21 protein-coding genes are annotated in these 22,208 nt (G+C 61.2%); 10 read left to right on the plus strand and 11 right to left on the minus strand.

Annotated features, from left to right (window positions below; all coding sequences use genetic code 11):
• Nucleotides 1-4 precede the first annotated feature (4 nt).
• The 7 genes from PSFL_RS05335 to PSFL_RS05365 all read right to left on the minus strand — a co-directional run bounded on the left by PSFL_RS05335 (nucleotide 5) and on the right by PSFL_RS05365 (nucleotide 6,219).
• The gene (locus PSFL_RS05335; protein ID WP_057439875.1) at nucleotides 5-787 is read right to left on the minus strand and encodes a transporter substrate-binding domain-containing protein; all 783 of its coding nucleotides are present in this window, start codon (nucleotides 785-787) and stop codon (nucleotides 5-7) included.
• A gap of 216 nt (nucleotides 788-1,003) precedes the next feature.
• Entirely contained in the window at nucleotides 1,004-3,445 is a 2,442-nt protein-coding gene (locus PSFL_RS05340) for a penicillin acylase family protein (protein WP_397469785.1), read from the minus strand.
• Nucleotides 3,446-3,672: 227 nt separating this feature from the next.
• A complete protein-coding gene (locus PSFL_RS05345; protein ID WP_115127542.1) occupies nucleotides 3,673-4,317 on the minus strand; it encodes a glutathione S-transferase N-terminal domain-containing protein in 645 nt (214 codons plus the stop codon).
• Between the two features lie 155 nt (nucleotides 4,318-4,472).
• The gene (locus tag PSFL_RS05350) at nucleotides 4,473-4,673 is read right to left on the minus strand and encodes an SEC-C metal-binding domain-containing protein (protein WP_003189235.1); all 201 of its coding nucleotides are present in this window, start codon (nucleotides 4,671-4,673) and stop codon (nucleotides 4,473-4,475) included.
• Nucleotides 4,670-5,161 carry an LEA type 2 family protein gene (locus tag PSFL_RS05355; protein ID WP_057439868.1) on the minus strand — a complete coding sequence of 164 codons (492 nt, stop codon included), beginning with the start codon at nucleotides 5,159-5,161 and terminating at the stop codon, nucleotides 4,670-4,672. The genes PSFL_RS05350 and PSFL_RS05355 overlap by 4 nt, the downstream gene beginning before the upstream one ends.
• A gap of 87 nt (nucleotides 5,162-5,248) precedes the next feature.
• Nucleotides 5,249-5,719, minus strand: coding sequence for a YchJ family protein (locus tag PSFL_RS05360; protein ID WP_057439866.1), 471 nt, complete (start codon nucleotides 5,717-5,719; stop codon nucleotides 5,249-5,251).
• Between the two features lie 2 nt (nucleotides 5,720-5,721).
• A complete protein-coding gene (locus PSFL_RS05365) occupies nucleotides 5,722-6,219 on the minus strand; it encodes a DUF6231 family protein (RefSeq protein ID WP_057439863.1) in 498 nt (165 codons plus the stop codon).
• A gap of 191 nt (nucleotides 6,220-6,410) precedes the next feature.
• On the opposite strand from PSFL_RS05365, the gene PSFL_RS05370 reads away from it, so the two are divergent.
• The 3 genes from PSFL_RS05370 (at nucleotide 6,411) to PSFL_RS05380 (ending at nucleotide 8,328) form a co-directional block, all read left to right on the plus strand.
• Nucleotides 6,411-7,106, plus strand: coding sequence for an OmpA family protein (locus PSFL_RS05370; RefSeq protein ID WP_120731974.1), 696 nt, complete (start codon nucleotides 6,411-6,413; stop codon nucleotides 7,104-7,106).
• Nucleotides 7,107-7,286: 180 nt separating this feature from the next.
• The gene (locus tag PSFL_RS05375) at nucleotides 7,287-7,577 is read left to right on the plus strand and encodes a DUF1145 domain-containing protein (protein ID WP_057439859.1); all 291 of its coding nucleotides are present in this window, start codon (nucleotides 7,287-7,289) and stop codon (nucleotides 7,575-7,577) included.
• Nucleotides 7,570-8,328 (plus strand): collagen-like protein, encoded by a 759-nt coding sequence (locus tag PSFL_RS05380; protein ID WP_169960711.1) that lies wholly within the window; start codon nucleotides 7,570-7,572, stop codon nucleotides 8,326-8,328. Before PSFL_RS05375 ends, PSFL_RS05380 begins: the two co-directional genes overlap by 8 nt.
• Nucleotides 8,329-8,436: 108 nt before the next feature.
• Here the strand turns inward: PSFL_RS05380 and PSFL_RS05385 are convergent, their stop codons facing one another.
• Entirely contained in the window at nucleotides 8,437-8,901 is a 465-nt protein-coding gene (locus tag PSFL_RS05385) for a CopD family protein (RefSeq protein ID WP_057439857.1), read from the minus strand.
• 99 nt (nucleotides 8,902-9,000) lie between these two features.
• On the opposite strand from PSFL_RS05385, the gene dinG reads away from it, so the two are divergent.
• The 5 genes from dinG to pdxH all read left to right on the plus strand — a co-directional run bounded on the left by dinG (nucleotide 9,001) and on the right by pdxH (nucleotide 16,522).
• Nucleotides 9,001-11,145 carry an ATP-dependent DNA helicase DinG gene (gene dinG / locus PSFL_RS05390; RefSeq protein ID WP_032858113.1) on the plus strand — a complete coding sequence of 715 codons (2,145 nt, stop codon included), beginning with the start codon at nucleotides 9,001-9,003 and terminating at the stop codon, nucleotides 11,143-11,145.
• Between the two features lie 88 nt (nucleotides 11,146-11,233).
• Nucleotides 11,234-13,498 (plus strand): beta-galactosidase, encoded by a 2,265-nt coding sequence (locus tag PSFL_RS05395; protein ID WP_397469786.1) that lies wholly within the window; start codon nucleotides 11,234-11,236, stop codon nucleotides 13,496-13,498.
• A gap of 53 nt (nucleotides 13,499-13,551) precedes the next feature.
• Nucleotides 13,552-14,697, plus strand: coding sequence for a serine hydrolase domain-containing protein (locus PSFL_RS05400; protein WP_120734402.1), 1,146 nt, complete (start codon nucleotides 13,552-13,554; stop codon nucleotides 14,695-14,697).
• 139 nt (nucleotides 14,698-14,836) lie between these two features.
• Nucleotides 14,837-15,847, plus strand: a complete 1,011-nt coding sequence (locus tag PSFL_RS05405; protein ID WP_128593659.1) for an OmpA family protein — start codon at nucleotides 14,837-14,839, stop codon at nucleotides 15,845-15,847.
• Between the two features lie 27 nt (nucleotides 15,848-15,874).
• Nucleotides 15,875-16,522 (plus strand): pyridoxamine 5'-phosphate oxidase, encoded by a 648-nt coding sequence (gene pdxH, locus PSFL_RS05410; RefSeq protein ID WP_057958718.1) that lies wholly within the window; start codon nucleotides 15,875-15,877, stop codon nucleotides 16,520-16,522.
• A gap of 69 nt (nucleotides 16,523-16,591) precedes the next feature.
• Here the strand turns inward: pdxH and PSFL_RS05415 are convergent, their stop codons facing one another.
• Nucleotides 16,592-16,837, minus strand: coding sequence for a hypothetical protein (locus PSFL_RS05415; RefSeq protein WP_057439854.1), 246 nt, complete (start codon nucleotides 16,835-16,837; stop codon nucleotides 16,592-16,594).
• Between the two features lie 157 nt (nucleotides 16,838-16,994).
• On the opposite strand from PSFL_RS05415, the gene PSFL_RS05420 reads away from it, so the two are divergent.
• Entirely contained in the window at nucleotides 16,995-17,459 is a 465-nt protein-coding gene (locus tag PSFL_RS05420; protein ID WP_029297142.1) for a glycine zipper 2TM domain-containing protein, read from the plus strand.
• Between the two features lie 525 nt (nucleotides 17,460-17,984).
• Here the strand turns inward: PSFL_RS05420 and nhaA are convergent.
• Nucleotides 17,985-19,172 (minus strand): Na+/H+ antiporter NhaA, encoded by a 1,188-nt coding sequence (nhaA, locus tag PSFL_RS05425; protein WP_057439852.1) that lies wholly within the window; start codon nucleotides 19,170-19,172, stop codon nucleotides 17,985-17,987.
• 216 nt (nucleotides 19,173-19,388) lie between these two features.
• Between nhaA and PSFL_RS05430 the strand changes: the two genes are divergently transcribed.
• Nucleotides 19,389-20,483, plus strand: a complete 1,095-nt coding sequence (locus PSFL_RS05430) for a PLP-dependent cysteine synthase family protein (protein ID WP_057439850.1) — start codon at nucleotides 19,389-19,391, stop codon at nucleotides 20,481-20,483.
• A 67-nt stretch (nucleotides 20,484-20,550) separates the two neighbouring features.
• On the opposite strand, the gene PSFL_RS05435 is transcribed toward PSFL_RS05430, so the two are convergent.
• The gene (locus tag PSFL_RS05435) at nucleotides 20,551-22,164 is read right to left on the minus strand and encodes an NAD(P)/FAD-dependent oxidoreductase (RefSeq protein WP_057958721.1); all 1,614 of its coding nucleotides are present in this window, start codon (nucleotides 22,162-22,164) and stop codon (nucleotides 20,551-20,553) included.
• Between the last annotated feature and the right edge of the window lie 44 nt (nucleotides 22,165-22,208).

Here is a 22,208-nt window from a genome sequence, read left to right on the forward strand (position 1 = left end):
AGCGTTATTTGCCGCTGTACAGGTTCAGATCGCCGAAGTGTTTTTTCTGGATGGTGGCGTAGGTGCCATCATCGTGTAACGCTTTGATACCTTTATCCAGGAGGGCTTTCAGCTCTTTGTTACCTTTTGCGATGCCGACAGCCGTTTTGGAGGGCAGCATTTCGCTGTCTACGGGCTTGCTGACTTCATAGTCCGCCCCTTGTGGCGATTTCAGAAAGCCCAGTTCGGCCTGCAGCATGTCCTGGATCGACGCATCCAGGCGGCCCGAGGTCAGGTCGGCATAGACCTGATCCTGGTTCTGGTAGGCCTGGGTTTTCACTCCGGCCTTGTCCAGCACAGCCTTGGCGTAGGCTTCCTGGATGGTGCCTTGTTCATAGCCGACGGTCTTGCCCTTGAGAGAGGCCATGTCTTCGCTCAGGCCCGAGCCTTTCTTGAATACATAGGAGGTCGGCCCGGAAAACAGCTCGCTGGAGAAGTCGATGACCTTCTCGCGGGCCGGGGTCACGGTCATGGACGAAATCACACCGTCGAACTTCTTGGCTTTCAGGCCCGGGATCATGCCGTCAAAGTCACTTTCCACCCACTTGCACGTGACCTTCAGCTCCGCACAAATGGCATTGCCCAGGTCGATATCGAAGCCCACCAGGCTGCCGTCGGCGGCCTTGGATTCAAAGGGCGCGTAGGAAGGGTCCACACCAAAACGCAATTCTTTGTATTCCTTGGCCAAGGCGGTACCGGCGGCCATGCACAGTGCGAGTGCAGAAAGGGTCAGCAATGCTTTTTTCATTAGGTAATCCCTGGGAACCAAGATAAGCGCTTATGGCGCGATTAGGACTGTTACTGAACGGTGTCAGACGAATCGCAAGTAGCAATTTCTGCACCATAGTTCTGAATAGTCTTTTTAATTGGCGGGATTACACGAAGGGTAACGTAGGAAGCGCCCGATATCGGGCGCTAGAAATCTTCAGCACCATTGCAGTGCGGGCGGGTCGCCTACGTGGGTTTACTTTCCCGGAACCAGGGTCAGACGAGTCTTGCCATACACCTTTTCAAAGTTCTGTGGCTGCATCGGGAAGCTCAGGTATTGCGCCTTGAGCCACGGATCAATGCCATTGGCATAGTTCGGGCTGGCAGGGTTGCCGGATTGGCCGATCCCGCCTTGACCCATCATTGGTTCCACCTGGCCGAAATCGACAATCATGCGCAGGGCCTGGACTTGGCTGGTGGCGAAATCCTGCCCCCAACTGTAGGGCGCTGCGTTCAACGTACTGTGATCGCCGCCGGCTGCCAATGGGCCGCGAATCGTCTGCCCGCCGGTGTTTTTCCAGGTGTAGCTGTGCAGTTTGCCCCATTGCCAGGCCTTGTGATCTGCGCCCAACTGGCTGTCGCCGGCGGTGATTGCAGCAGCCAGGCTGCGGGCGAGAATCGCCGGCTTGTCTTCTTTGCCTGGGGTGCGGAGGTCGTCCCAGAACGGGCTGTCTTCACGCCCCAGCAGATGGTCGGCCTGGGCCGCGTAGGACAGGTTGGCGTTGCTGACAAAGGCTTTCCAGGTGGCGCTGGATTCCGGGCCCAGCTCGTCGAGGAAAATCTGCCTGGCGCTTTCCTGCAGGAACAGTTGGTAGATCGCGGCGTCGGCCGAGGTGGCTGCCAGCCGCCCGTCGAACGCCATCAGGCGGCCCAGGGCCTGCTGGGCCTTGGCCCGCTCTGCGGCAGGCAGGGCATCAATCGCCTGCTTCAGTGGCTGGGCCATGCCCGGCGCCTGGAACATGCTTTTGAGTTTGGCGGCGAACAGCGTGGTCTGGTCGTACTGCATGGCGATCACGCTGCGGCTGTCGTGCTTGCCGTTGCCGGCCAGTTGCGCCAGGCGTTCGCTGCGCTCCGGCGCGGCCCAGGAGTTGGACAGTTGCATGCCGTAGCCGTGGGGCACCGTGCGCTGGTTGGCCGTGCCGACCCAGCCCTGTGGCGGGTCCTGATCATAGGGGTGCAGCATCGCATCGGCGTAGCCATCCCAGTCAAAGCGCCCGTCCCAGCCCGGCGAGGGCAGCAGGCCTTCACCTTCGCGGCGGTTGGGGAAACGCCCGGTGACCTGCCAGCCGATATTGCTGGCGTCGGCAAATACCATGTTCAGGGCGATGGCCCGAATCTCGCGGCTGGCGTCCGAGGCTTTTTCCACATTCTGCGCCCGGGACAGGTCGAAAAACGCATCCAGGCTCTTGTCGTCCTTGAAACTGGCGGTTTGCAGGGCCAGGCCGTAACCGCTGGTCAGCGACTGGGCGCTGTTGAGCAACGGTCCGTGGCGGGTTTCGTACACCGCCTCGCGAATCGGCCGCTGGCCCTTGGCGAAGAAGGTTTCGTTACGCACGATTGTCGGCAGCCATTTGCCGTTGTGCTCGTAGTACAGCGCGCTGCCCTGGCGTTTGACCTTCTCCAGGAACAGGTCCTGGGTATCGCCGGACACCTGGCTCATGCTCCAGGCCACCTTGCCGTTGAAACCGGACAGCAAGGTAGGAATCCCGGCAATCGACACCCCGACCGCCTGGTATTTCGGCGCGCGGATTTGTACGAAATTCCACAGGGACGGCGCCTGCATAGGCGTAGACAGGTCGTTGGCCAACAGGCTGCGACCACTGCGGCTGCGTTGCGGGGCGATGGCCCAGTTGCTGGAGGTGGAAACCCCAAGGGTGTTAAGGCTGCCCAGGTGTTCGTTGATGCTGTTGAGCGTGGCAAGGCCGGGAATCTGCCCGAGATTGACGCCCTTGAGCTTGTCGGACTCCGCCACAGGCAGCGGTTCGTCCGGGTAGCTTGGGGTCAGCCAGGCGAGTTTGTCGGCGCCGACTTTTTGCGCCAGTACCAGGGCGGACAACTCTTCCTGCAGGTTGGCCGACTCACTGAAATTCAGCAGGCAAAACAACAGCGCCGAGTCCTCTGGCTTCCAGTACTCGGGCTTGTAGCCAGTCTGGGCCAGGTCCGTCGGCAGTTTGTCGCGGTAGCGGAACAGGTAGGCGTTGACGCCGCGGGCATACACTTCAAAGAAGCGCTTGAGGCGCGGCGACGAGGCGTTGTACAGCTCGCTGGCGCTTTTCTTCAGGTTGACGGCGCGCATGAAGCGGTCGACATCCAGCACGTCCGGACCGGACATCTCCGCCAGTCGGCCCTGAGCCAACAGGCGCAGGGTAACCATCTGGTTGATCCGGTCGCTGGCGTGCACATAACCGAGGGTGAACAGCGCGTCGTGGAAGGTACTGCTTTCAATCAGCGGCATGCCCTGGCTGTTACGCTGTACGGAAACATTCTGCGCCAGGCCCTTGAGCGGCTGCACGCCGGAAACGGGGGGCAGGGTGTCCTGGCTGTTCAGTGACTGGCAACCGGCCAGGCCCAAGGCACTGGCCACTGCCGCGGCAACGCCGAACCGGGGAAGAAAACGTGAGAGGGCTGGCGAGGCCATGGCAAAGCTCCTGCGGGGGGTAGCGTCAGTAAAGGCGCTACGTTAGTGAGCGCGGCGAACCGACGCAAGCGGGAGGCGATGCTAATTTTCAGGATTTGATTGAGCAGATGTGCGAGCTGTCGAGCTTTAGCCAGGCTGCGATAGGAACATCGCGCTGTATCTGGCAGCCCCAGCGCCTGCATCGCAGCCTCGCCGGGGCTCGACAGCTCCCACAGGGGGAGCGTGTATCAGGGTTTCGGCGGGTTGACCTTCTGCACCAGGTCATAGGCCCGCACTGTCGCCGGGCGTTCTTTGATCAGGTTGAACCAGCGATGCAGGTGGGGGAAGTCTTCCAGGCGCTGGCTCTGCCATTTGTGGGACACGATCCACGGGTAGATCGCCATATCGGCAATGCTGTAGGTCTCGCCGGCAACGAAGCTGCGGTCCGCCAGGCGCCGGTCGAGCACGCCATAGAGGCGCGCGGTTTCATCGACGTAGCGTTTGATCGCGTAGGGGATTTTTTCCGGGGCGAACTGGCTGAAATGGTGATTCTGCCCGGCCATCGGACCCAGGCCACCCATTTGCCAGAACAACCATTGCAGCACTTCCTGGCGACCGCGCAGGTCCTTGGGCAGGAACTGACCGGTTTTTTCCGCGAGGTACAGCAGGATGGCTCCGGATTCGAACAGCGAAATCGGCGCGCCACCGTCGCTCGGGTGCTGGTCGACAATGGCAGGAATGCGGTTGTTGGGAGCGATCTTCAGGAAGTCTGGCTTGAACTGGTCGCCCTGGCCAATGTTGATCGGGTGCACCTCGTAGGGCAGGCCGGCTTCTTCCAGGAACAACGAAATCTTGTGACCGTTGGGGGTGGTCCAGTAATACAGGTCGATCATGAAGCTCTCCAGGATTGGTGATGCTTGAACGGGCAGAACGCCCGCTGATGTGCCTGTAGGTATAGGTAGTGCTCAGCTACCGAAAATTCAATGAAATATTTGCGTCTAACGATAGAACTGTAGGAGCCGGCTTGCCGGCTCCTGCGGGACGCGTATCAGGCGCCGTGGCACTTCTTGAACTTCTTCTCGCTGCCGCATGGGCATGGATCGTTGCGGCCAACGTCCTTCAGGGCGTTGCGCACCGGTTCCTGGTGGGCATGGCCGCAGTTCGGGCCGTGGACATGACCATGGTCGTGATCGTGGTGATCGTGATCGTGGTTGCAGTCAGGACCATGGACATGGGGTTGCTGAGTCATTGGTGTCGCTCCGGAATAAAATCGCCGGGGATTATCTCGCCATTGCGCATCACGTGCACGTCGTTACCGATGAATAATCCGGTTTTCAGCTCACCTTCCAGGCGATAGGGGATGGGGCGGTGCGGATTTTTCAGCAGGTCGGCGATCTCCCGCACCTGTGGCCACAGGTTGGTGCGCACCGTGACCTTGAAAAATCCCCGGCCATGGGGCGGTATGGTCAGCCACTCGTTGGATTCGCCCTCGGTCAGCTCCACGTCAGCCAGGCTGATCTTATAGATCAGGCCGCGCACGGTGAGGTCCGAGTCGTCACGGTTATCCACGCGAAAGTGCAGCTTGAATTTCTGCTCCAGCAGCTTGGCCCGCACCAACTCGACCTTGACCAGATGGATCTGTGGCGGCGGCGTGTCATCGGCGAACCAGGACGCACAGCCCGAGAGGCCAACGGTCAATACCATTAAACAGCTGTAGGTTCGTAATCGGCTGACCATAACGCAATCCCTTGTAGGAGCCGGCTTGCCGGCGATGGTCGTCAACGATGACGAGGGTTGTGTGGTTTAGCGCGGTGTCCTTGGTTTTTACAGGTAACTGGAACAGCACTTCTTGAACTTCTGCCCACTGCCGCACAGGCAGGCATCATTACGCCCGGCCTTCACCTCCACCGTAGGATCAATAAAGTACCAACGCCCATCGTTCTGTACGAAAGACGACTGTTCGCGGTGGCTGTGTTCGCCGGTGCTGTCATGCCAGCGTGCGGTAAAAGTGACAAAGGCATGTTCCGGCTGCCCACCAAACACCTCGGAGCTTTCCACTTCCAGGCCGAGCCAGGTGCTTTGCGCGCTCCAGGCCCCTATGGCATCACGGTCGAGGCCGTTCTGTTGTGCCGGTAGCGTAGTGGCCACCAGATAATCCACCAGCCCCAGCACATAGGCGCTGTAGCGTGAGCGCATCAACGCGGTGGCGCACGGCGCGGGGTGGCCAGTGTGGTAGTGGCCGCAACAGGCATCCAGCAGGTTGCCGCTGCCGCAAGGGCAAATGGATGTACTCATGGTTACCACCAATACTTTCCGAAATTTTCCGGGTTGGCCCAGAACCGGGCATTCAGCCAGTCCGGCACTTGTTTGTATTCAAGCAGATCGTAGGTAAACAGCGTCAGTACCTGATTGTCGCGGCAAAACTGCTCATTGGTCTGCAGGGCCAGGGAGAAAAAGTCGGTGTCCTTCCAGCCGCAGGCGGCAAGGTCGGCGAGAACGGCGATGCGGCTGGCATTGAGGTTGCGCACGCCGCCCAGCAGCTCCAGACCTGCACGTTTTGACAGGTGCTCCAGGCAATCGACCACCAGGGCCAGGTCAAATCGCTGGGCGGCCACCTCAGGTGGCAATGGTCCAGGCCCGGCGACGCAGACCACGGTGTCAGGGTGCGCCTGCTGGAATGCCTCCAGCGCCGGGAAGTGGCCGGCGCCCAACACCAGCAGGCGTTTGGGGGCTTGGCGATCAAGCAGGGCAGCGAGTGCTTGCTGCGGAGTACGGGAAGAATTGCCGGCGGTCATCGAAGATCCTCACATCAGAACCTTCAAGACTAGCCTGCTTGAGCGTGCGGGCCTAGAGCGGGCGCTCGCCTGTCGACCGGAAAAAGCGGCCTCGTCCAATGAATACGGGGGTGTGGCCGGCTGGCGCAGATGAAAAGAGCGGTCTTTACTCCACCCATCGGCTTGCGGCCGATCCCCTCAGGAGAAATCAAATGAGCATCATGCGGACAGCTCTACCCTTGGTTCTGCTAACCGGAGTATTGACAGGTTGCGCAGGCTTGCAAAAAACCGACTGGCCCACCTGTGCCGCCCTCGGCGGCGTAACCGGGGCCGCGCTGGGCGCTACCGAAAGCTCTTCATGGGCTGGCGGTGGCGCATTGTTGATTGGCGGCATGGCCGGCGCCTATTGCTGGGTGCATGGCGACGGTGACGAAGACGCGGATGGCGTCCCGGACAGTCGCGACAAGTGCCCGGGCACCCCGAAGGGCGTGCAGGTGGATGCCAACGGCTGCCCGCCGGTACCTGAGGCGGTCGTCGTCGAGGAAGTGGTCGTGGTCCAGGAAGAGACCATCGTGATTCGTGATGTGCACTTCGAGTTCGATTCGGCCCGGCTGACGGCCGCCGACAAAACCAAGCTCGACACGGTTGCCACACGCCTGAAACAGGAAGCGCCGAGTGCGCAGTTGCGGGTCAGCGGGCACACCGACAGCGTCGGTAAAGATGCCTACAACCAGAAACTTTCGGAAAAACGCGCCCGTTCGGTGACCGAGTACCTGGTCAGCTCCGGCGTGCCCCGCAGTAACTTTGTGTCGGTGACGGGGGCCGGTGAGAGCCATCCGGTGGCCGACAACAAAACCGCCGACGGCCGCGCCCAGAACCGTCGCGTGGAAATTCAAATCAACCGCTAAGACATTTCTGATATGCCCCTGGGTGGTGCCAGGGGCATTTCTTACAGCTGTATCCGACGAATCTCGGCGATCTGGCCGCCAAGTCGCAGCCTTCTCAAGTTTTTTAATCCTTCACTGGCAAATCGCCTGTAGAACTCGTTACTGTGCGCCCAAAGAATAATGTGCAAGGGGGCGTAGGGCATGAAGCTGTTGCTAGGATTGGGGAAGTTGCTGGCGATGCTGTTCTGGACGGTTGTGCTGGTCAACCTGTTCAAACCGCTGACTAATCCATTTCATCTGTTGGTCAACCTGGTCGGCAGCCTGTTGTTGCTGGTCCATCTTCTGGAGTTGGTGTTATTCAACGCCAGCGTCAAACATCGTGCTCACCCCTGGCGTGACCGCCTGCTGATCCTGTTGCTGGGGATGTTCCATATAAAGAGCCTGCCTGCGCCTACGGCTAACCAAGACAACAAGGATGCCAATCATGCGTAAGGTTTTTCTCCTGGCCCTGCTGGTCAGCCCCATTGCCCTAGCCGAAAGCGTCAGTGTCGAGACCCACTCGCTGATGCGCTTGCCCAACAGCACCAGCGTGCTGCAGTTGGAGCGCCTGGAAGTGGCGGACTATGGCACCTTGTTGATTCCGGCCAATATCACCCAGGTTACTGTCGACGAATTGCACCTGGGCCGCGAAGCGCGGATTGCCATCGTGCCCAGCGCCTCGGCCCTGCAGTTGCAGGTGCGGCACGCGCAGTTGGAGCATGGCAGCCAAATCACCTCCCGTGGCGCGCCCGGCACCCATGAAAAACCGGCCCGGCCGGGGCGTGACCTGACCCTGCGGATCAATGGGTTGATTGCAGAAGAGCTGTCCGTCGATGCCCGTGGTGGCACCGGTGCCCAGGGTTACAGCGGCCTGGATGGTGCCAATGGCGAAGACCCTGGTTGCACCTGGGGTTCGGCCGGACGTGGCGCCAATGGTGACAACGGCGGCGACGGGCTGCCGGGGGCTGCGGGGGCGGCGGTGCGCATCGAGTTGCCGCGGGATTATCCGAGTGAGCAGATCAAGGTCTGGGTCGAGGGTGGTGCGGGTGGTTTACCGGGTGTGGCCGGCAAGCCGGGCAAGGGCGGGGCGTCCAAGGGCTGCCTGGTGTACCGCGCCGACGGCGGCGAGAAAGGCCGGCCGGGTCTGGAAGGCCAGGCGGGGCAGGCGGGGCCTGCCGGTACGGTGACCATCCAGCGGCTTTGAGCTATCGGCACTGGCCCATCGCGGGCAAGCCCGCTCCCACATTTTTGGGTATTCACAAATCAAAGTGTGGGAGCGGGCTTGCCCGCGATGAGGCACTGAGGAACAACCTCAGAACATCGGCCGAGCCGAAGCCACGCCCACCACCACCAACCCGACAATCAGATTGATCCCTACCAGCTTTCGGATTCTTCCCAGCACCTGCGCGCCCGTCGCCCAGTCCTCGGCCGCCACAGCCGTGCGCAGTTCAGGCAGTTGCAACGCCTGGATGCGGATAAACAGCGCGGTCATTACCACATACAAGCCCATCATCACTTGCACATAACGCGGCGCGGTTTCAAACCCGTTGAAGCGCAGTTGCAACAGGCCGACGCCACTGATCGGCAAGATCAGCACCGCGACCCAGACCCACACGAAAAAACGCTGAAACACATTCATCCACAATTTCAGCCGTGGAGGGCCGTCGAGCGCCGCCATTGCAGCCGGGCGCAGGATCATCCAGGCGAAAAACATACCGCCGACCCATACCAGGGCGGCCAATACATGCAGGGTGTAGGCAAGGCTAAACACGGTCATTGAGGTACTCCGTTCTGCGCGGGATTAATTAGCGGGGTATGATAGCGGCCGATCCGAACCACTGAAAATTTATCCAGCGTTTTTTGCGCCCGACTATCCATGATCAGCACTGAACTCAAAACCACGATCCAGGGCGCCTACTCGCGTTTTCTCGAAGCCAAGAGCTTGAAACCGCGCTACGGCCAGCGCCTGATGATCGCCGAAGTGGCCAAGGTCCTCGGGGATATCGACACCGACGACGAAGGCCGGCGCAGTGGCGACCCTGCGGTCGTGGCCGTCGAGGCCGGCACCGGTACCGGCAAGACTGTGGCCTACAGCCTGGCGGCGATTCCCACTGCCAAGGCCGCCGGCAAGCGCCTGGTGATTGCCACCGCCACCGTGGCCCTGCAAGAGCAGATCGTCTACAAAGACCTGCCGGACCTGATGCGCAACAGCGGCCTGAGCTTCACCTTCGCCCTGGCCAAGGGCCGTGGCCGCTATATGTGCCTGTCCAAGCTGGATGTGCTGTTGCAGGAAGGCCACGCGCAAACCGCCACGGCCTCGCTGTTCGAAGAAGAAGGCTTCAAGATCGAAGTCGATGAGGCCAGCCAGAAGCTGTTTACCAGCATGATCGAGAAGCTGGCCGGCAATAAGTGGGACGGCGACCGCGACAGCTGGCCCAACGCCCTTGAAGATGCCGACTGGGCGCGCCTGACTACCGATCATAGCCAGTGCACCAACCGGCACTGCCCCAACTTCGGCCAGTGCGCCTTCTACAAGGCCCGCGAAGGCATGGGCAAGGTCGACGTGATTGTCACCAACCACGACATGGTCCTGGCTGACCTGGCCCTGGGCGGCGGCGCCGTGCTGCCCGACCCGCGCGACACCCTCTACGTGTTCGACGAAGGCCATCACCTGCCCGACAAGGCCATCGGCCACTTTGCCCACTACACACGCCTGCGTTCCACCGCTGACTGGCTGGAAACCACCGCCAAGAACCTCACCAAGCTGCTGGCCCAGCATCCGCTGCCGGGCGACCTGGGCAAGTTGATCGAACAGGTGCCGGAGTTGGCGCGGGAGATCAAGACCCAGCAACAGTTCATGTTCAGCGCCTGCGAACAGGTGGCGGACTTCAAGCCCGGCGAAGACGTTGAAGGTCGCGAGCGGCCACGCCATCGCTTTGTCGGCGGGCTGATCCCCGAGCATATGCGCGAGATGGGCGTGGAGTTGAAGAAGGGCTTCTCACGCCTGACCGACCTGTTCACCCGCCTCACCGACCTGCTCAAGGAAGGCATGGACGGCGAGGTCAATATCGGCATCGCCAGCAACCAGGCCGAAGAGTGGTATCCGTTGTTTGGCAGCCTGTTGTCCCGTGCCCAGGGCAACTGGGAGTTGTGGACGGCCTTCACCGTTGAAGACCCGGAAGACAATCCTCCCATGGCCCGCTGGCTGACGCTGTCGGAGAGCGGTGCGCTGTTCGATATCGAGGTCAACGCCAGCCCGATCCTTGCCGCAGAAATGCTCCGGCGCAACCTGTGGAATGTGGCCTACGGCGCCCTGGTGACCTCGGCCACCCTGACGGCCCTGGGCACCTTCGACCGCTTCCGCATGCGCGCCGGCCTGCCGAAAAAAGCCGTCACTGCCGTGGTCCCCAGCCCGTTCCATCACGCTGACGCTGGCGTGCTGCGGGTGCCGGACCTCAAGGCCGACCCACGGGATGCGCCGGCCCACACCGCGGCAATCATTCGTGACCTGCCGTCGCTGGTGGAAGGCTCCAAGGGCACCCTGGTGCTGTTCTCGTCGCGTAAACAGATGCAGGACGTGTTCGACGGCCTCGACCGCGACTGGCGCAAACAGGTGTTTATCCAGGGCAACCTGTCGAAACAGGAAACCCTGAACAAGCACAAGGCGCGGGTTGATGGCGGGGACTCCAGCGTGCTGTTCGGCCTGGCGAGCTTTGCCGAAGGTGTCGACCTGCCCGGTGCCTACTGCGAGCACGTGGTGATCGCCAAGATCCCGTTCTCGGTGCCGGATGATCCGGTCGAGGCTGCGCTGGCCGAGTGGATCGAAGCCCGGGGCGGTAATCCGTTCATGGAGATCTCGGTTCCGGATGCCTCGTTGAAGCTGGTCCAGGCCTGTGGTCGCTTGCTGCGTACCGAAGAAGACCGGGGCACCATCACCTTGCTCGACCGCCGTCTGGTAACCCAGCGCTATGGCAAGGCGATTCTGAATGCCTTGCCGCCTTTCCGGCGCGAAATTTCTTAAGCCGCAGTGGGCGAATTCGCCCACTTCGTGGTCTATCTCATGTATGTCATCAGGCCATTCACCGGCCAATTGGGAGAACCTTGTTCGTATGATCCGCACGCTGCCTGCTCTTTTTGCCTTGTTGTTCGCTGCGCCATTGCTGGCCGCGCCGGCCGGGCAACAGACGCTGTTCAACTTTGTCCGGCCGGCCGATGTGGTCAAGGTGGCGACCCAGGACGCCAGCCTGCCGCAATACAACGCCGAGCAGACCCCGGAAGGCGAGGTGTTGCGCCGCATCACCTTCAACCCGGCGGCGGAACCGAGCCTGGTGCTCAGCCCGCAGAGTGGCGTGTGGGACTGGTCGCAATCGAGTGCCATGAGCCTGCGTATCCAGAGTGCGATGGACTGGGCGCTGACCTTGTACGTCAAGGTGCAGAGCAGCGACGGCAAGACCCTGGTCAGCCGGATTGATTTGCCGGCGGGACCTGCGCAAACGCTGCTGGTGCCACTGCAAGCCAATTCGCCCTTGAGCCAGGGTATGAAAGCCGGGCCGCCGATGCCGATCACCGTGGACGGTCAGCGCGTGATGCTGGCCGGCAGCGCTGGCGAGCTCGACCGCAGCCAGGTGGCCTCGGTCACGCTGTCGATGATCCAGCCGGCTGCGCCGCAAAGTATCCTGCTGGAGCGCTTTGGCGTGCAGGACAGCGAGCCGGTGCTCAAGGCTGCCTACAGTGAGTTGGTGGATGCCTACGGGCAGTCCAACCGCGCGCGCTGGCCGGAAAAGGTCAGCAGCGACGAGCAGTTGAAAGCCGCGGCCGCCAAGGAGCAGCAACAGCTCAAGGGCTGGCTTGCGGAGCGTGACAAGGCGGGCCTGGACAAGTTTGGCGGCTGGACCAAGGGCCCGGCCTTTGACGCCAGCGGCTTCTTCCGTACCGAAAAGCGTGATGGGCGCTGGTACCTGGTGACACCCCTGGGGCATCCGTTCTACTCCCTGGGCGTCAACACGGTGACCCCGGACAACAGCCAGACCTATGTCGCCGGCCGCGAATGGATGTTTGGCGCGTTGCCCAAGGCGGGTGAGCCCTTCGACAAGTATTACGGCAGTGGCGACAACCGTGGCGGCAATGGCGCGGATGTAGGGCGTGGCTTCAATGTGGGGCGCTGGTATGACTTCTACGGCGCCAACCTGCAACGCACCTATGGCCAGGCGTGCGACCCGGCAGCCCAGGCCCAGCCCTGCACAGCCCAGGGGTTTGACCAGGCGCGCTGGGTTAGCCACACCCTGGACCGCCTGCAGGCCTGGGGTTTCAACACCGTCGGCAACTGGAGCGCCCCGCAACTGGTTGGCGCGGATCGCGTGCCTTACACCTTGCCGCTGTCGATCATTGGCGACTACACCAGTATCAGCACCGGTATCGACTGGTGGGGCGGCATGCCCGATCCCTTCGACCCGCGCTTTGCCATGGCCACCGAGCGGGCGGTCGCGATTGCCACCCGTGACCATCGCGACGACCCCTGGTTGATCGGCTTCTTTGCCGATAACGAACTGGCGTGGGCCGGTCCTGGCAACGATGCGAAATCCCGCTATGCCCTGGCCTACGGCACCCTGCGCATGACCACCGATGTGCCGGCCAAGCGTGCGTTCCTCAAGCAGCTGCGCGATAAATACCGTAACGAAGATGGCCTGTCCAAAGCCTGGGGTATTCAATTGGCGGGCTGGGAGTTGATGGAAGATCCAGGCTTCGAGCCGCCCGTTCCCAACCCCGAGCACCCGGAAATCGAAGCTGATTTCCAGTACTTCCAGAAGACCTTCGCTGATGCCTACTTCAAGACCATCTCCGATGCGCTGAAATGGCATGCGCCCAACCAGTTGCTGCTGGGTGGGCGCTATGCGGTCAGCACCCCGGAAGCCGTGGCGTCCTGCGCCCAGTACTGTGATGTACTGAGCTTCAATATGTACACCCTCAAGCCCCAGGACGGTTATGACTTCGCCGCCCTGCGCGGGCTGGACAAGCCGGTCCTGATCAGCGAGTTCAACTTCGGCTCGACCGACCGTGGCCCGTTCTGGGGTGGCCTGACGCCCTTGGCCAGGGAGGAGGCGCGTGGCCCGGCCTACGCGACGTTCCTCAAGCAGGCCATGGCCGAGCCGTCGATTGTTGGCGTGCACTGGTTCCAGTACCTCGACCAGCCGGTGACCGGGCGATTGCTGGACGGTGAAAATGGCCATTTCGGCCTGGTGGGGATCACCGATGTGCCCTTCCAGGGTTTTGTCGACAGTGTGCGTAAAAGCAACCTGGCGGCGATCCAGCAATTGGGCCGCAAAGCTGAAAAAGCCAAGGTCGCCCAGGCTGCCACGGGTTCCCAAAGCCAGTAATGGCTGGAACAATGAACGCCATTTAACGCAGGACTTTTCCGAGGGGGATGCAGGTGCAGATTCAGGGTCATTACGAGCTTCAATTCGAAGCAGTGCGCGAAGCCTTCGCCGCGCTGTTTGACGACCCTCAGGAGCGTGGTGCGGCGCTGTGTGTACAGATTGGCGGGCAAACCGTCCTCGATCTGTGGGCCGGCACTGCCGACAAGGACGGTGCCGAGGCCTGGCACAGCGACACCATCGCCAACCTGTTCTCCTGCACCAAGACCTTCACCGCCGTCACCGCGCTGCAACTGGTAGCCGAGGGCAAATTGCAGTTGGACGCCCCGGTTGCCAACTACTGGCCGGAGTTCGCTGCGGCAGGTAAACACAACATCACCCTGCGCCAACTGCTTTGCCATAAGGCCGGGCTGCCCGCGTTGCGTGACATATTGCCTGCCGAGGCCCTGTACGACTGGCCCTTGATGACTACCGCCCTGGCCGCCGAAACCCCCTGGTGGACACCCGGCGAAGGCCATGGCTACGCGGCCATCACTTATGGCTGGCTGGTCGGTGAACTGCTGCGCCGCGCCGATGGGCGTGGGCCGGGGGAGTCGATTGTGGCGCGGGTTGCCCGGCCACTGGGCCTGGACTTCCATGTCGGGTTGGCGGACGAGGAATTTTATCGTGTCGCCCACATTGCCCGGAGCAAAGGCAATATGGGGGATGCGGCAGCCCAACGGTTGTTACAGGTCACCCTGCGTGAGCCCGAAGCAATGACTACCCGGGCGTTTACCAATCCGCCTTCTATACTAACCAGCACTAACAAGCCTGAATGGCGCCGCATGCAGCAGCCCGCGGCAAATGGTCATGGCAATGCGCGCAGTTTGGCCGGGTTTTATAGTGGTTTGTTGGACGGAAGTTTGTTGGAAGCCGATATGCTTGAACAACTGACCCGCGAGCACAGTGTTGGGCCGGATAAAACCTTATTGACGCAAACCCGCTTTGGCCTGGGTTGCATGTTGGACCAGCCAGACGTGCCCAACGCAACGTTCGGCCTTGGCCCACGTGCATTTGGGCATCCTGGGGCCGGTGGTTCCGTGGGCTTTGCCGATCCGGAACATGATGTAGCATTTGGTTTTGTGACCAATACACTGGGGCCGTATGTACTTATGGACCCGCGCGCACAAAAGTTGGTAAGAATATTGGCCGGTTGTCTGTAAATAGCTTGCTGTCTGGCGTTTTTTTGTTAAAAAGGCACCTACAAAAGACGCTGGAAAAGTATTGTTACTTTAAACTTCGTGAAGCGTCCGTTTAACGGGTCATTCAGACCCCTGTGTTTTCTCATTTTGTGGATATCTCATGTTATCGAACAAGTCCTTGGCTCTGGCGCTTTGCCTCACTATTACTGGCTGTGCACAAAACCCACAAAATGATGCGTCTGGCGAGCATTGGTGGTCATTCGGGTCCGACAAGGCGGCGGCCAAGGACGTTACCGCCAAGGCCGATGCCAAGGCGGCTGACGCCAAGGCTGACCTCAAGGCCGATCTGAAGGCGGCAACACCTGCTCCCGCTGCGGCGCCGGTAGTGGCCAAGGCTGAAAGCGACACCAAATGGTGGTGGCCGTTTGAAAGCAAGCCAAAACCCCTGAACAAAGTCGATGTGACCAACATCCCGATGCCAGACCCGAAAATCACCCAGGCCTGGTTGGATGACTACGAGCCACGCCTGCGCGCCGCGATCAAGGACAGCAACCTGCAACTGGAACGTCGCGACAACGTACTGGTGGTGATTGCCCCGGTCGATGGTTCGTACAACCCGAAGCGCCCGGCGATGTTGTTGCCGGTGACCCTGGGTCCGTTTACCCGTGTCGCCAAGGCCGTTGAAAAGGATCCGAAGACTGCCGTGCTGGTCCTGGGCCACATCGACACCGTGCAGAACCAGGCCCTGACCAAGGAGCGTGCCCAGTCCATTGCTTCGATCTTCAGCCTCAGCGGCCTGAAGCAGGACCGCCTGATGTTGCGTGGCATGGGCGACCTGATGCCCCGCGCCGCCAACGACAGCACCCAGGGCCGCGCCCTGAACCGTCGCATGGAAATCATGTTCACCCAGCGCACCACCATGCTGGCACTGCTGAGCAAGTACAACTCGCCAAACCCGCCGAAGCCTGAACTGGTAGCGGTACAGGACGTCGTTGCTCCTGCGCCGGTGGCCAAGAAAGCCGTGGCCGCGAAGAAAACCCCAGCCAAGAAGGCCGCCGCCAAGCCAGCCGCGAAAAAAGCCGCCGCCAAGCCGGCAGCCAAAAAGCCGGTGGCCGCCAAGGCAGCGGCACCTGCGAAAAAAGTAGCGGCAAACGACCAGGCGAAAAACTGAGCAGTTGAGCGAGAAGGATAAAGCCCCATGAACCAGGCATTGGCGGATATGCGCCGTGACTACACGCGGGACGGTTTGAGCGAGGCCCAGGCCCCGGACGAGCCGTTTGCCTTGTTCCACCAGTGGTTCAGCGATGCGGTCAAGACCGAGCAAGCGCCGGTGGAGGCCAACGCGATGACCCTGGCGACCGTGGACCAGGAGGGCCGGCCTCACTGCCGAGTGCTGCTGCTCAAGGGCCTGGATGCCCAGGGTTTTACCTTCTTTACCAACTACCAGAGCGCCAAGGGTCAGCAAATGGCAGCCCGCCCGTTTGCTGCCATGACCTTCTTCTGGCCGACCCTGGAGCGCCAGGTGCGCATCGAGGGGCGGGTGGTCAAGGTCACGCCTGAGGAATCGGATGCCTACTATCAGGTGCGCCCCCTGGGCAGCCGCATCGGTGCCTGGGCTTCCCCGCAAAGCCAGGTGATCCGTGATCGCCAGCAATTGCAGGACTTGCTCACGCTGACCGAACAGCGCTTCAGCGATACCCAGCCGGCGTGCCCGGAGCACTGGGGGGGTTACCGCCTGCTGCCGGAACGCATCGAGTTCTGGCAGGGCCGGGCGAGCCGCTTGCATGACCGCTTGAACTATCGCTTGCAGGGTACCGACTGGACCCGCGAGCGCCTGGCGCCCTGAGTGCGCCTTTAAACACCTGTAATCCATATGGGCGCTGTGGCCTGGAGTCAGGTGTTCCTGCCGAAGTCTCTACTCCGGGGCTTGTGGTGTGTATTGCCGTGCTGCGTCCTGCAGCCATTGTGGTAAATCCTTACGCTTGACCTTCTCTGCCTTGGCGCGGTCCAACTGTTGCAGCATAAAGTTGCGCTTGCGCTGATCGTCTCCAGCCAGGGACAGCGCCAGGTCGCGATCTACCCAGCGCTTGATCCGCCGGTAGAGCCACCAGTGGAAGTACAGGCCGGCGGCGGTGGTAGCTACAATGATGAAGTAGTCCATGAAATTCCTTGTCTGGGTGTAGGTGCTACCGTTTGTCGGTTTTTGCGGTACAGCCTGTCTGTACTGGGGCTGAATGAAAGCAATTTTCTCCGGGCCGTGCCGTGACAGGCGTCAAGCAGCGGAGTCTAATAAAGATATGTCCTTTGGAGTTGATGCTATGCGTAAGTCTGTTCTGCTGGTTGCCTGCTTTACCACCATGTCGTTGCTGCTGGGTGGCTGCGCCTCCAGTCTGACCGGCGACTCGTACTCCCGTGACGAAGCCCGTCGTGTGCAAAGCGTGCGCATGGGTACCATCGAATCCCTGCGTCCGGTCAAGATCGAAGGCACCAAGACCCCAATCGGCGGCGCAGCAGGCGCGGTCATCGGCGGTGTTGGCGGTAGCGCCATCGGTGGCGGTCGCGGCAGCATCGTGACTGCCGTTATCGGCGCCGTGGCGGGCGGCCTGCTGGGCTCGGCCACCGAAGAAGGCCTGACCCGTACCCAGGGCGTGGAAATCACCGTGCGCGAAGACGACGGCAGCATGCGCGCCTACGTCCAGGCGGTGCAGGAAAACGAAATCTTCCGCATCGGCGACCGGGTGCGCATCATGACTGTAGATGGGACCAGCCGCGTTACCCGCTAAGCGTCATACAGTAAAAGAAAAACCCCGACCGGGTGACTGGTCGGGGTTTTTTTCGGTTCGGCTAAGGATTTTCTTAATGTGATTTTTGATTTCGACCGGGCGCGTTAAACGTTGCAGGTAAGTTGGAAGTGATGAGCAGAGTCATCTATTGCTCTGCCGGCCAAGGTTTCTATAGCCGTTAGTTGAGCGGGGGCAGGTTGTAGACCTCCCAGCCATGTTGCTCGACTACAAACGCCTGGAGGTCAGTAACCTTATCGAAGGCTGCAATCAGATATCTCATGGTGCGAATCTTCTTTGTTCTTTTGGATTTTCGTAGAGAGGATTTGGCGAACACGCCCCCGACAGCAGGGGGCTGTCCTTGTTGTTGGCCATCCTGCCCACCTGGCCGTGACATCCGTTCTTGCAGACGGGGGTGCGACGTTAGGGGAGGCGCAGGAGAAAGAAGGTAGGAAGGTGCTGTAAGCGAGGGGGGAAGAGGCTGAAACAGCGCATGGGGGCAAGACAGGCCTGCCCCCACATGACGTGTTAAGCGTTGACTGTCACCTGCTTACGACTGGCCATCGCCGTCACGGCATAACCAATCAATGCCGCGAGGATCGAGCCGGTGAGAATGCCCATCCGGTCCATCCCGGCGTATTCGCTACTGCCCGGCAAGAACGCCAGTGAGCCGACAAACAGGCTCATGGTGAAGCCGATGCCACACAGGATGGCGACACCCATGACCTGGCCCCAATTGGCGCCGGTCGGTAGGGCGGCCAGCCCGGTTTTCACGGCGAGCCAGGTCAGGCCAAACACACCGACCGTCTTGCCCACCAGCAAACCTGCCGCGATACCCATCGGCACGTGGTGGGTGAAGCTTTCCAGATTGACCCCGGCCAGCGACACGCCAGCGTTGGCAAAGGCGAACAGCGGCAGGATGCCGTATGCCACCCACGGGTGCAGGGCGTGTTCCAGGCCGAGCAGGGGCGAGGGCTCGGCGTTCTTGGTGCGCAGCGGAATGCAGAACGCCAGGGTGACGCCGGCCAGGGTGGCGTGAACACCGCTCTTGAGCACGCAGACCCACAGGATCAAGCCGATGATCAGGTACGGCCCGAGCTTGACCACGCCCAGGCGGTTCATGGCGATCAACGCGACAAGGCAGGCGCCGGCGCCCGCCAGCGACGCGCTGGACAGTTCGCCGGAGTAGAAAATCGCAATGACGATGATGGCGCCCAGGTCATCAATGATCGCCAGGGTCATCAGGAACAGCTTCAGCGACACCGGTACACGCTTGCCCAGCAGTGCCAGCACGCCCAGGGCAAAGGCGATATCGGTGGCCATCGGGATGGCCCAGCCGCCGAGTGCCGCCGGGTTATCCTTGTTCAAGGCCCAGTAGATCAGCGCCGGCACCACCATGCCGCCGATGGCCGCAGCCCCTGGCAGCACAACCTGGGAAGGCTTGGACAAATGGCCATCGAGCAGCTCGCGCTTGACCTCCAGGCCGATCAGCAGGAAGAACAGGGCCATCAGGCCGTCGTTGATCCACAGTAGCGATGGCTTGGCGATTTGCAGGGCGCCGATCTGTACGGCGACGGGCACTTCAAGAAAGCTGCTGTAGAACGACGACAGCGGCGAGTTGTTGATGATCAGGGCCAAGGCGGCTGCAGCGATCAGTAACAGACCGCTGGCCGCTTCGAGCTGGAAGAAACGGGTAAACGTGCTACGCAGAGGCAAGGGACGCTCTCCAATCAAGGTTCAATAGGGGCGTACCCTAACCCGTACTGTTAGTTGTTAAAACAAAAGTTATATTCTTTTTTGTTATATAAAAGTGCGGTGCTAGGGATTGGCTCAAAGCCTAGCAATTCTGTATCGAATTAAGTCATGACTGTATCTGTGTGCAGTGTAGGAAACACCCTAAGATCAAGCCTGAAAATTTAATGGAACTTGAGCATGAGCGACCACCGTCAGTGGGCCCGAGAGGCCATTCGTATTATTGAAGCGGACTTCCAGCGCAGCGCCGACACCCACCTGATCCCACTGGCATTGCCGGGCTTGCCGGGGATCGAATTGTATTTCAAGGATGAGTCCAGCCACCCCACCGGTAGCCTTAAGCACCGCTTGGCCCGCTCCTTGTTCCTGTATGCGCTGTGCAACGGCTGGCTCAAGCCCGGCGCGCCGGTGATCGAGGCTTCCAGTGGCTCCACCGCGATTTCCGAAGCGTACTTCGCGCGCTTGCTGGGCCTGCCGTTTATTGCGGTGATGCCGGCCACCACGTCCCAGGAAAAAATTGCCCAGATCGCCTTCTATGGCGGCAAGAGCCACCTGGTGCAGGACCCCACGCAGATCTACGCCGAATCCGAGCGCCTGGCGCAGGAAAGCGGTGGGCACTTCATGGATCAGTTCACCTATGCCGAACGGGCTACCGACTGGCGGGCGAACAACAATATTGCCGAGTCGATCTTCCAGCAGTTGCGCTTCGAGCGGCATCCAGAGCCGAGCTGGCTGATTTCCAGCCCGGGTACCGGCGGTACCACGGCGACTCTGGGGCGCTACGTGCGTTACCGCCAGCATTGCACCCGAGTGTTGTGTGCCGACGCCGAGCGTTCAGTGTTCTTCGATTATTACCAGAGCGGTGATGCCAGCTTGCGCCTGGACTGCGGCTCACGGATCGAAGGCATTGGTCGGCCACGGGTGGAAGCGTCGTTCCTGCCCAAGGTGATTGATGCAATGGTCAAGGTGCCGGATGCCTTGTCGCTGGCCGCCATGCATTACCTGGCGCAGCGCTTGGGACGGCGGGTCGGGGGATCCAGCGGCACCAACCTGATCGGCGCGTTGATTGCTGCGCAGCAGATGCAGGCGGCGGGGGAGTCGGGGTCTATCGTGGCGATTCTGTGTGACGGTGGCGAGCGTTATGCCACGACCTACTATGACGATGCGTGGCTGGTTGGGCAGGGGTATGCGCTGGAAGAGTTGATCGACGCGGTTGCCGCCAGTGTCGAGCGTGGCGAGCCGTTGCCGGACAGCGTATTGCGCGCCAATATCTAAACTGCCTGGCGCATGACGATCACTGTGGGAGGCGGGCTTGCCCGCTCCCACAATGGAGCGCGTTTACTCAGGCTTCGATTCCGAGGATGTTGCGCGCCACGGCTTCGGCAATCCGAATCCCATCAACGCCTGCCGACAGGATCCCGCCGGCATAACCTGCGCCTTCACCCGCCGGGAACAGACCTTTCACATTCAAGCTCTGCATCGACGCGTCGCGGGTGATCCGCAGTGGCGACGAAGTGCGGGTTTCGATCCCGGTCAGGACTGCGTCATGCAGCGAGTAGCCCTTGATCTGCTTCTCAAAGGCCGGCAACGCTTCGCGGATGGCCTCGATGGCGAAGTCTGGCAAGGCCAGGGCCAAGTCGCCGAGGGCAACGCCTGGCTTGTAGGAAGGTTCCACGCTACCAATAGCGGTGGACGGCTTGCCAGCGATGAAATCACCCACCAGTTGCGCCGGTGCTTCGTAGTTGCTGCCGCCGAGGATGAACGCATGGGATTCCAGGCGCTCCTGTAACTCGATCCCGGCCAGCGGGCCGCCCGGATAGTCCACTTCCGGGGTGATACCGACCACGATCCCGGAGTTGGCATTGCGCTCGTTACGCGAGTACTGGCTCATGCCGTTGGTCACGACCCGATTTGGCTCGGAAGTGGCCGCCACCACCGTACCGCCCGGGCACATGCAGAAGCTGTACACCGAACGGCCGTTCTTGGCGTGGTGCACCAGCTTGTAGTCGGCCGCGCCCAGTTTTGGGTGCCCGGCATACTTGCCCAGGCGCGCGGCGTCGATCAGCGACTGCGGGTGTTCGATACGGAAACCCACCGAAAACGGCTTGGCTTCCATGTATACGCCACGGCCGTGGAGCATGCGGAAGGTGTCGCGGGCACTGTGGCCGAGGGCGAGGATCACGTGCCTGGAGAGGATCTGCTCGCCACCATCGACGACCACGCCATTTAACTGGCCGTCCTCGATCAGCACGTCGGTGACCCGCTGTTCGAAACGCACCTCACCGCCCAGGGCGATGATCTGCTGGCGCATGTTTTCTACCACGCCGGTCAGGCGGAAGGTGCCGATATGCGGTTTGCTGACGTAAAGGATTTCGTCTGGCGCGCCGGCCTTGACGAACTCGTGCAGCACCTTGCGCCCGTGGAACTTCGGATCCTTGATCTGACTGTAGAGCTTGCCGTCGGAAAAGGTCCCGGCGCCGCCCTCGCCGAACTGCACGTTGGACTCGGGGTTGAGTACGCTTTTGCGCCACAGGCCCCAGGTGTCCTTGGTGCGCTGGCGCACTTCGCGGCCACGCTCGAGGATGATCGGCTTGAAACCCATCTGCGCCAGCAACAGCCCGGCAAAAATCCCGCAAGGACCGAAACCGACCACAATCGGTCGCTCGCTCAGGTCGGCCGGCGCCTGGCCGACTACCTTGTAGCTGACATCCGGTGCGGCGTTGATATTGCGGTCGTCCGCGAACTTGAGCAGCAGGGCGGCTTCGCCCTTGACCTCAAGGTCGACGGTGTAGATGAAGCACAGCTCCGATGATTTCTTGCGCGCATCGTAGCTGCGTTTGAACAGGGTGAAATCGAGCAGATCATCACTGGCGATGCCCAAGCGCTGCACAATCGCAGGCCGCAGGTCTTCTTCGGGATGGTCGATGGGCAGCTTGAGTTCGGTGATTCGTAGCATGACAGGATCCGGTATGCGGCGTTTGGTAGGGCCGGCGGTTTTGC

Source organism: Pseudomonas sp. DD1 (assembly GCF_044510355.1).
Taxonomy (GTDB): Bacteria; Pseudomonadota; Gammaproteobacteria; order Pseudomonadales; family Pseudomonadaceae; genus Aquipseudomonas; species Aquipseudomonas shahriarae.

Excerpts from the sequence above, each read along its gene's own strand:
- PSFL_RS05335 (WP_057439875.1), bottom strand. The coding sequence starts at position 787 with ATGAAAAAAGCATTGCTGACCCTTTCTGCACTCGCACTGTGCATGGCC.
- PSFL_RS05340 (WP_397469785.1), bottom strand. The coding sequence starts at position 3,445 with ATGGCCTCGCCAGCCCTCTCACGTTTTCTTCCCCGGTTCGGCGTTGCC.
- PSFL_RS05345 (WP_115127542.1), bottom strand. The coding sequence starts at position 4,317 with ATGATCGACCTGTATTACTGGACCACCCCCAACGGTCACAAGATTTCG.
- PSFL_RS05350 (WP_003189235.1), bottom strand. The coding sequence starts at position 4,673 with ATGACTCAGCAACCCCATGTCCATGGTCCTGACTGCAACCACGATCAC.
- PSFL_RS05355 (WP_057439868.1), bottom strand. The coding sequence starts at position 5,161 with ATGGTCAGCCGATTACGAACCTACAGCTGTTTAATGGTATTGACCGTT.
- PSFL_RS05360 (WP_057439866.1), bottom strand. The coding sequence starts at position 5,719 with ATGAGTACATCCATTTGCCCTTGCGGCAGCGGCAACCTGCTGGATGCC.
- PSFL_RS05365 (WP_057439863.1), bottom strand. The coding sequence starts at position 6,219 with ATGACCGCCGGCAATTCTTCCCGTACTCCGCAGCAAGCACTCGCTGCC.
- PSFL_RS05370 (WP_120731974.1), top strand. The coding sequence starts at position 6,411 with ATGAGCATCATGCGGACAGCTCTACCCTTGGTTCTGCTAACCGGAGTA.
- PSFL_RS05375 (WP_057439859.1), top strand. The coding sequence starts at position 7,287 with ATGAAGCTGTTGCTAGGATTGGGGAAGTTGCTGGCGATGCTGTTCTGG.
- PSFL_RS05380 (WP_169960711.1), top strand. The coding sequence starts at position 7,570 with ATGCGTAAGGTTTTTCTCCTGGCCCTGCTGGTCAGCCCCATTGCCCTA.
- PSFL_RS05385 (WP_057439857.1), bottom strand. The coding sequence starts at position 8,901 with ATGACCGTGTTTAGCCTTGCCTACACCCTGCATGTATTGGCCGCCCTG.
- dinG (WP_032858113.1), top strand. The coding sequence starts at position 9,001 with ATGATCAGCACTGAACTCAAAACCACGATCCAGGGCGCCTACTCGCGT.
- PSFL_RS05395 (WP_397469786.1), top strand. The coding sequence starts at position 11,234 with ATGATCCGCACGCTGCCTGCTCTTTTTGCCTTGTTGTTCGCTGCGCCA.
- PSFL_RS05405 (WP_128593659.1), top strand. The coding sequence starts at position 14,837 with ATGTTATCGAACAAGTCCTTGGCTCTGGCGCTTTGCCTCACTATTACT.
- pdxH (WP_057958718.1), top strand. The coding sequence starts at position 15,875 with ATGAACCAGGCATTGGCGGATATGCGCCGTGACTACACGCGGGACGGT.
- PSFL_RS05415 (WP_057439854.1), bottom strand. The coding sequence starts at position 16,837 with ATGGACTACTTCATCATTGTAGCTACCACCGCCGCCGGCCTGTACTTC.
- PSFL_RS05420 (WP_029297142.1), top strand. The coding sequence starts at position 16,995 with ATGCGTAAGTCTGTTCTGCTGGTTGCCTGCTTTACCACCATGTCGTTG.
- PSFL_RS05430 (WP_057439850.1), top strand. The coding sequence starts at position 19,389 with ATGAGCGACCACCGTCAGTGGGCCCGAGAGGCCATTCGTATTATTGAA.
- PSFL_RS05435 (WP_057958721.1), bottom strand. The coding sequence starts at position 22,164 with ATGCTACGAATCACCGAACTCAAGCTGCCCATCGACCATCCCGAAGAA.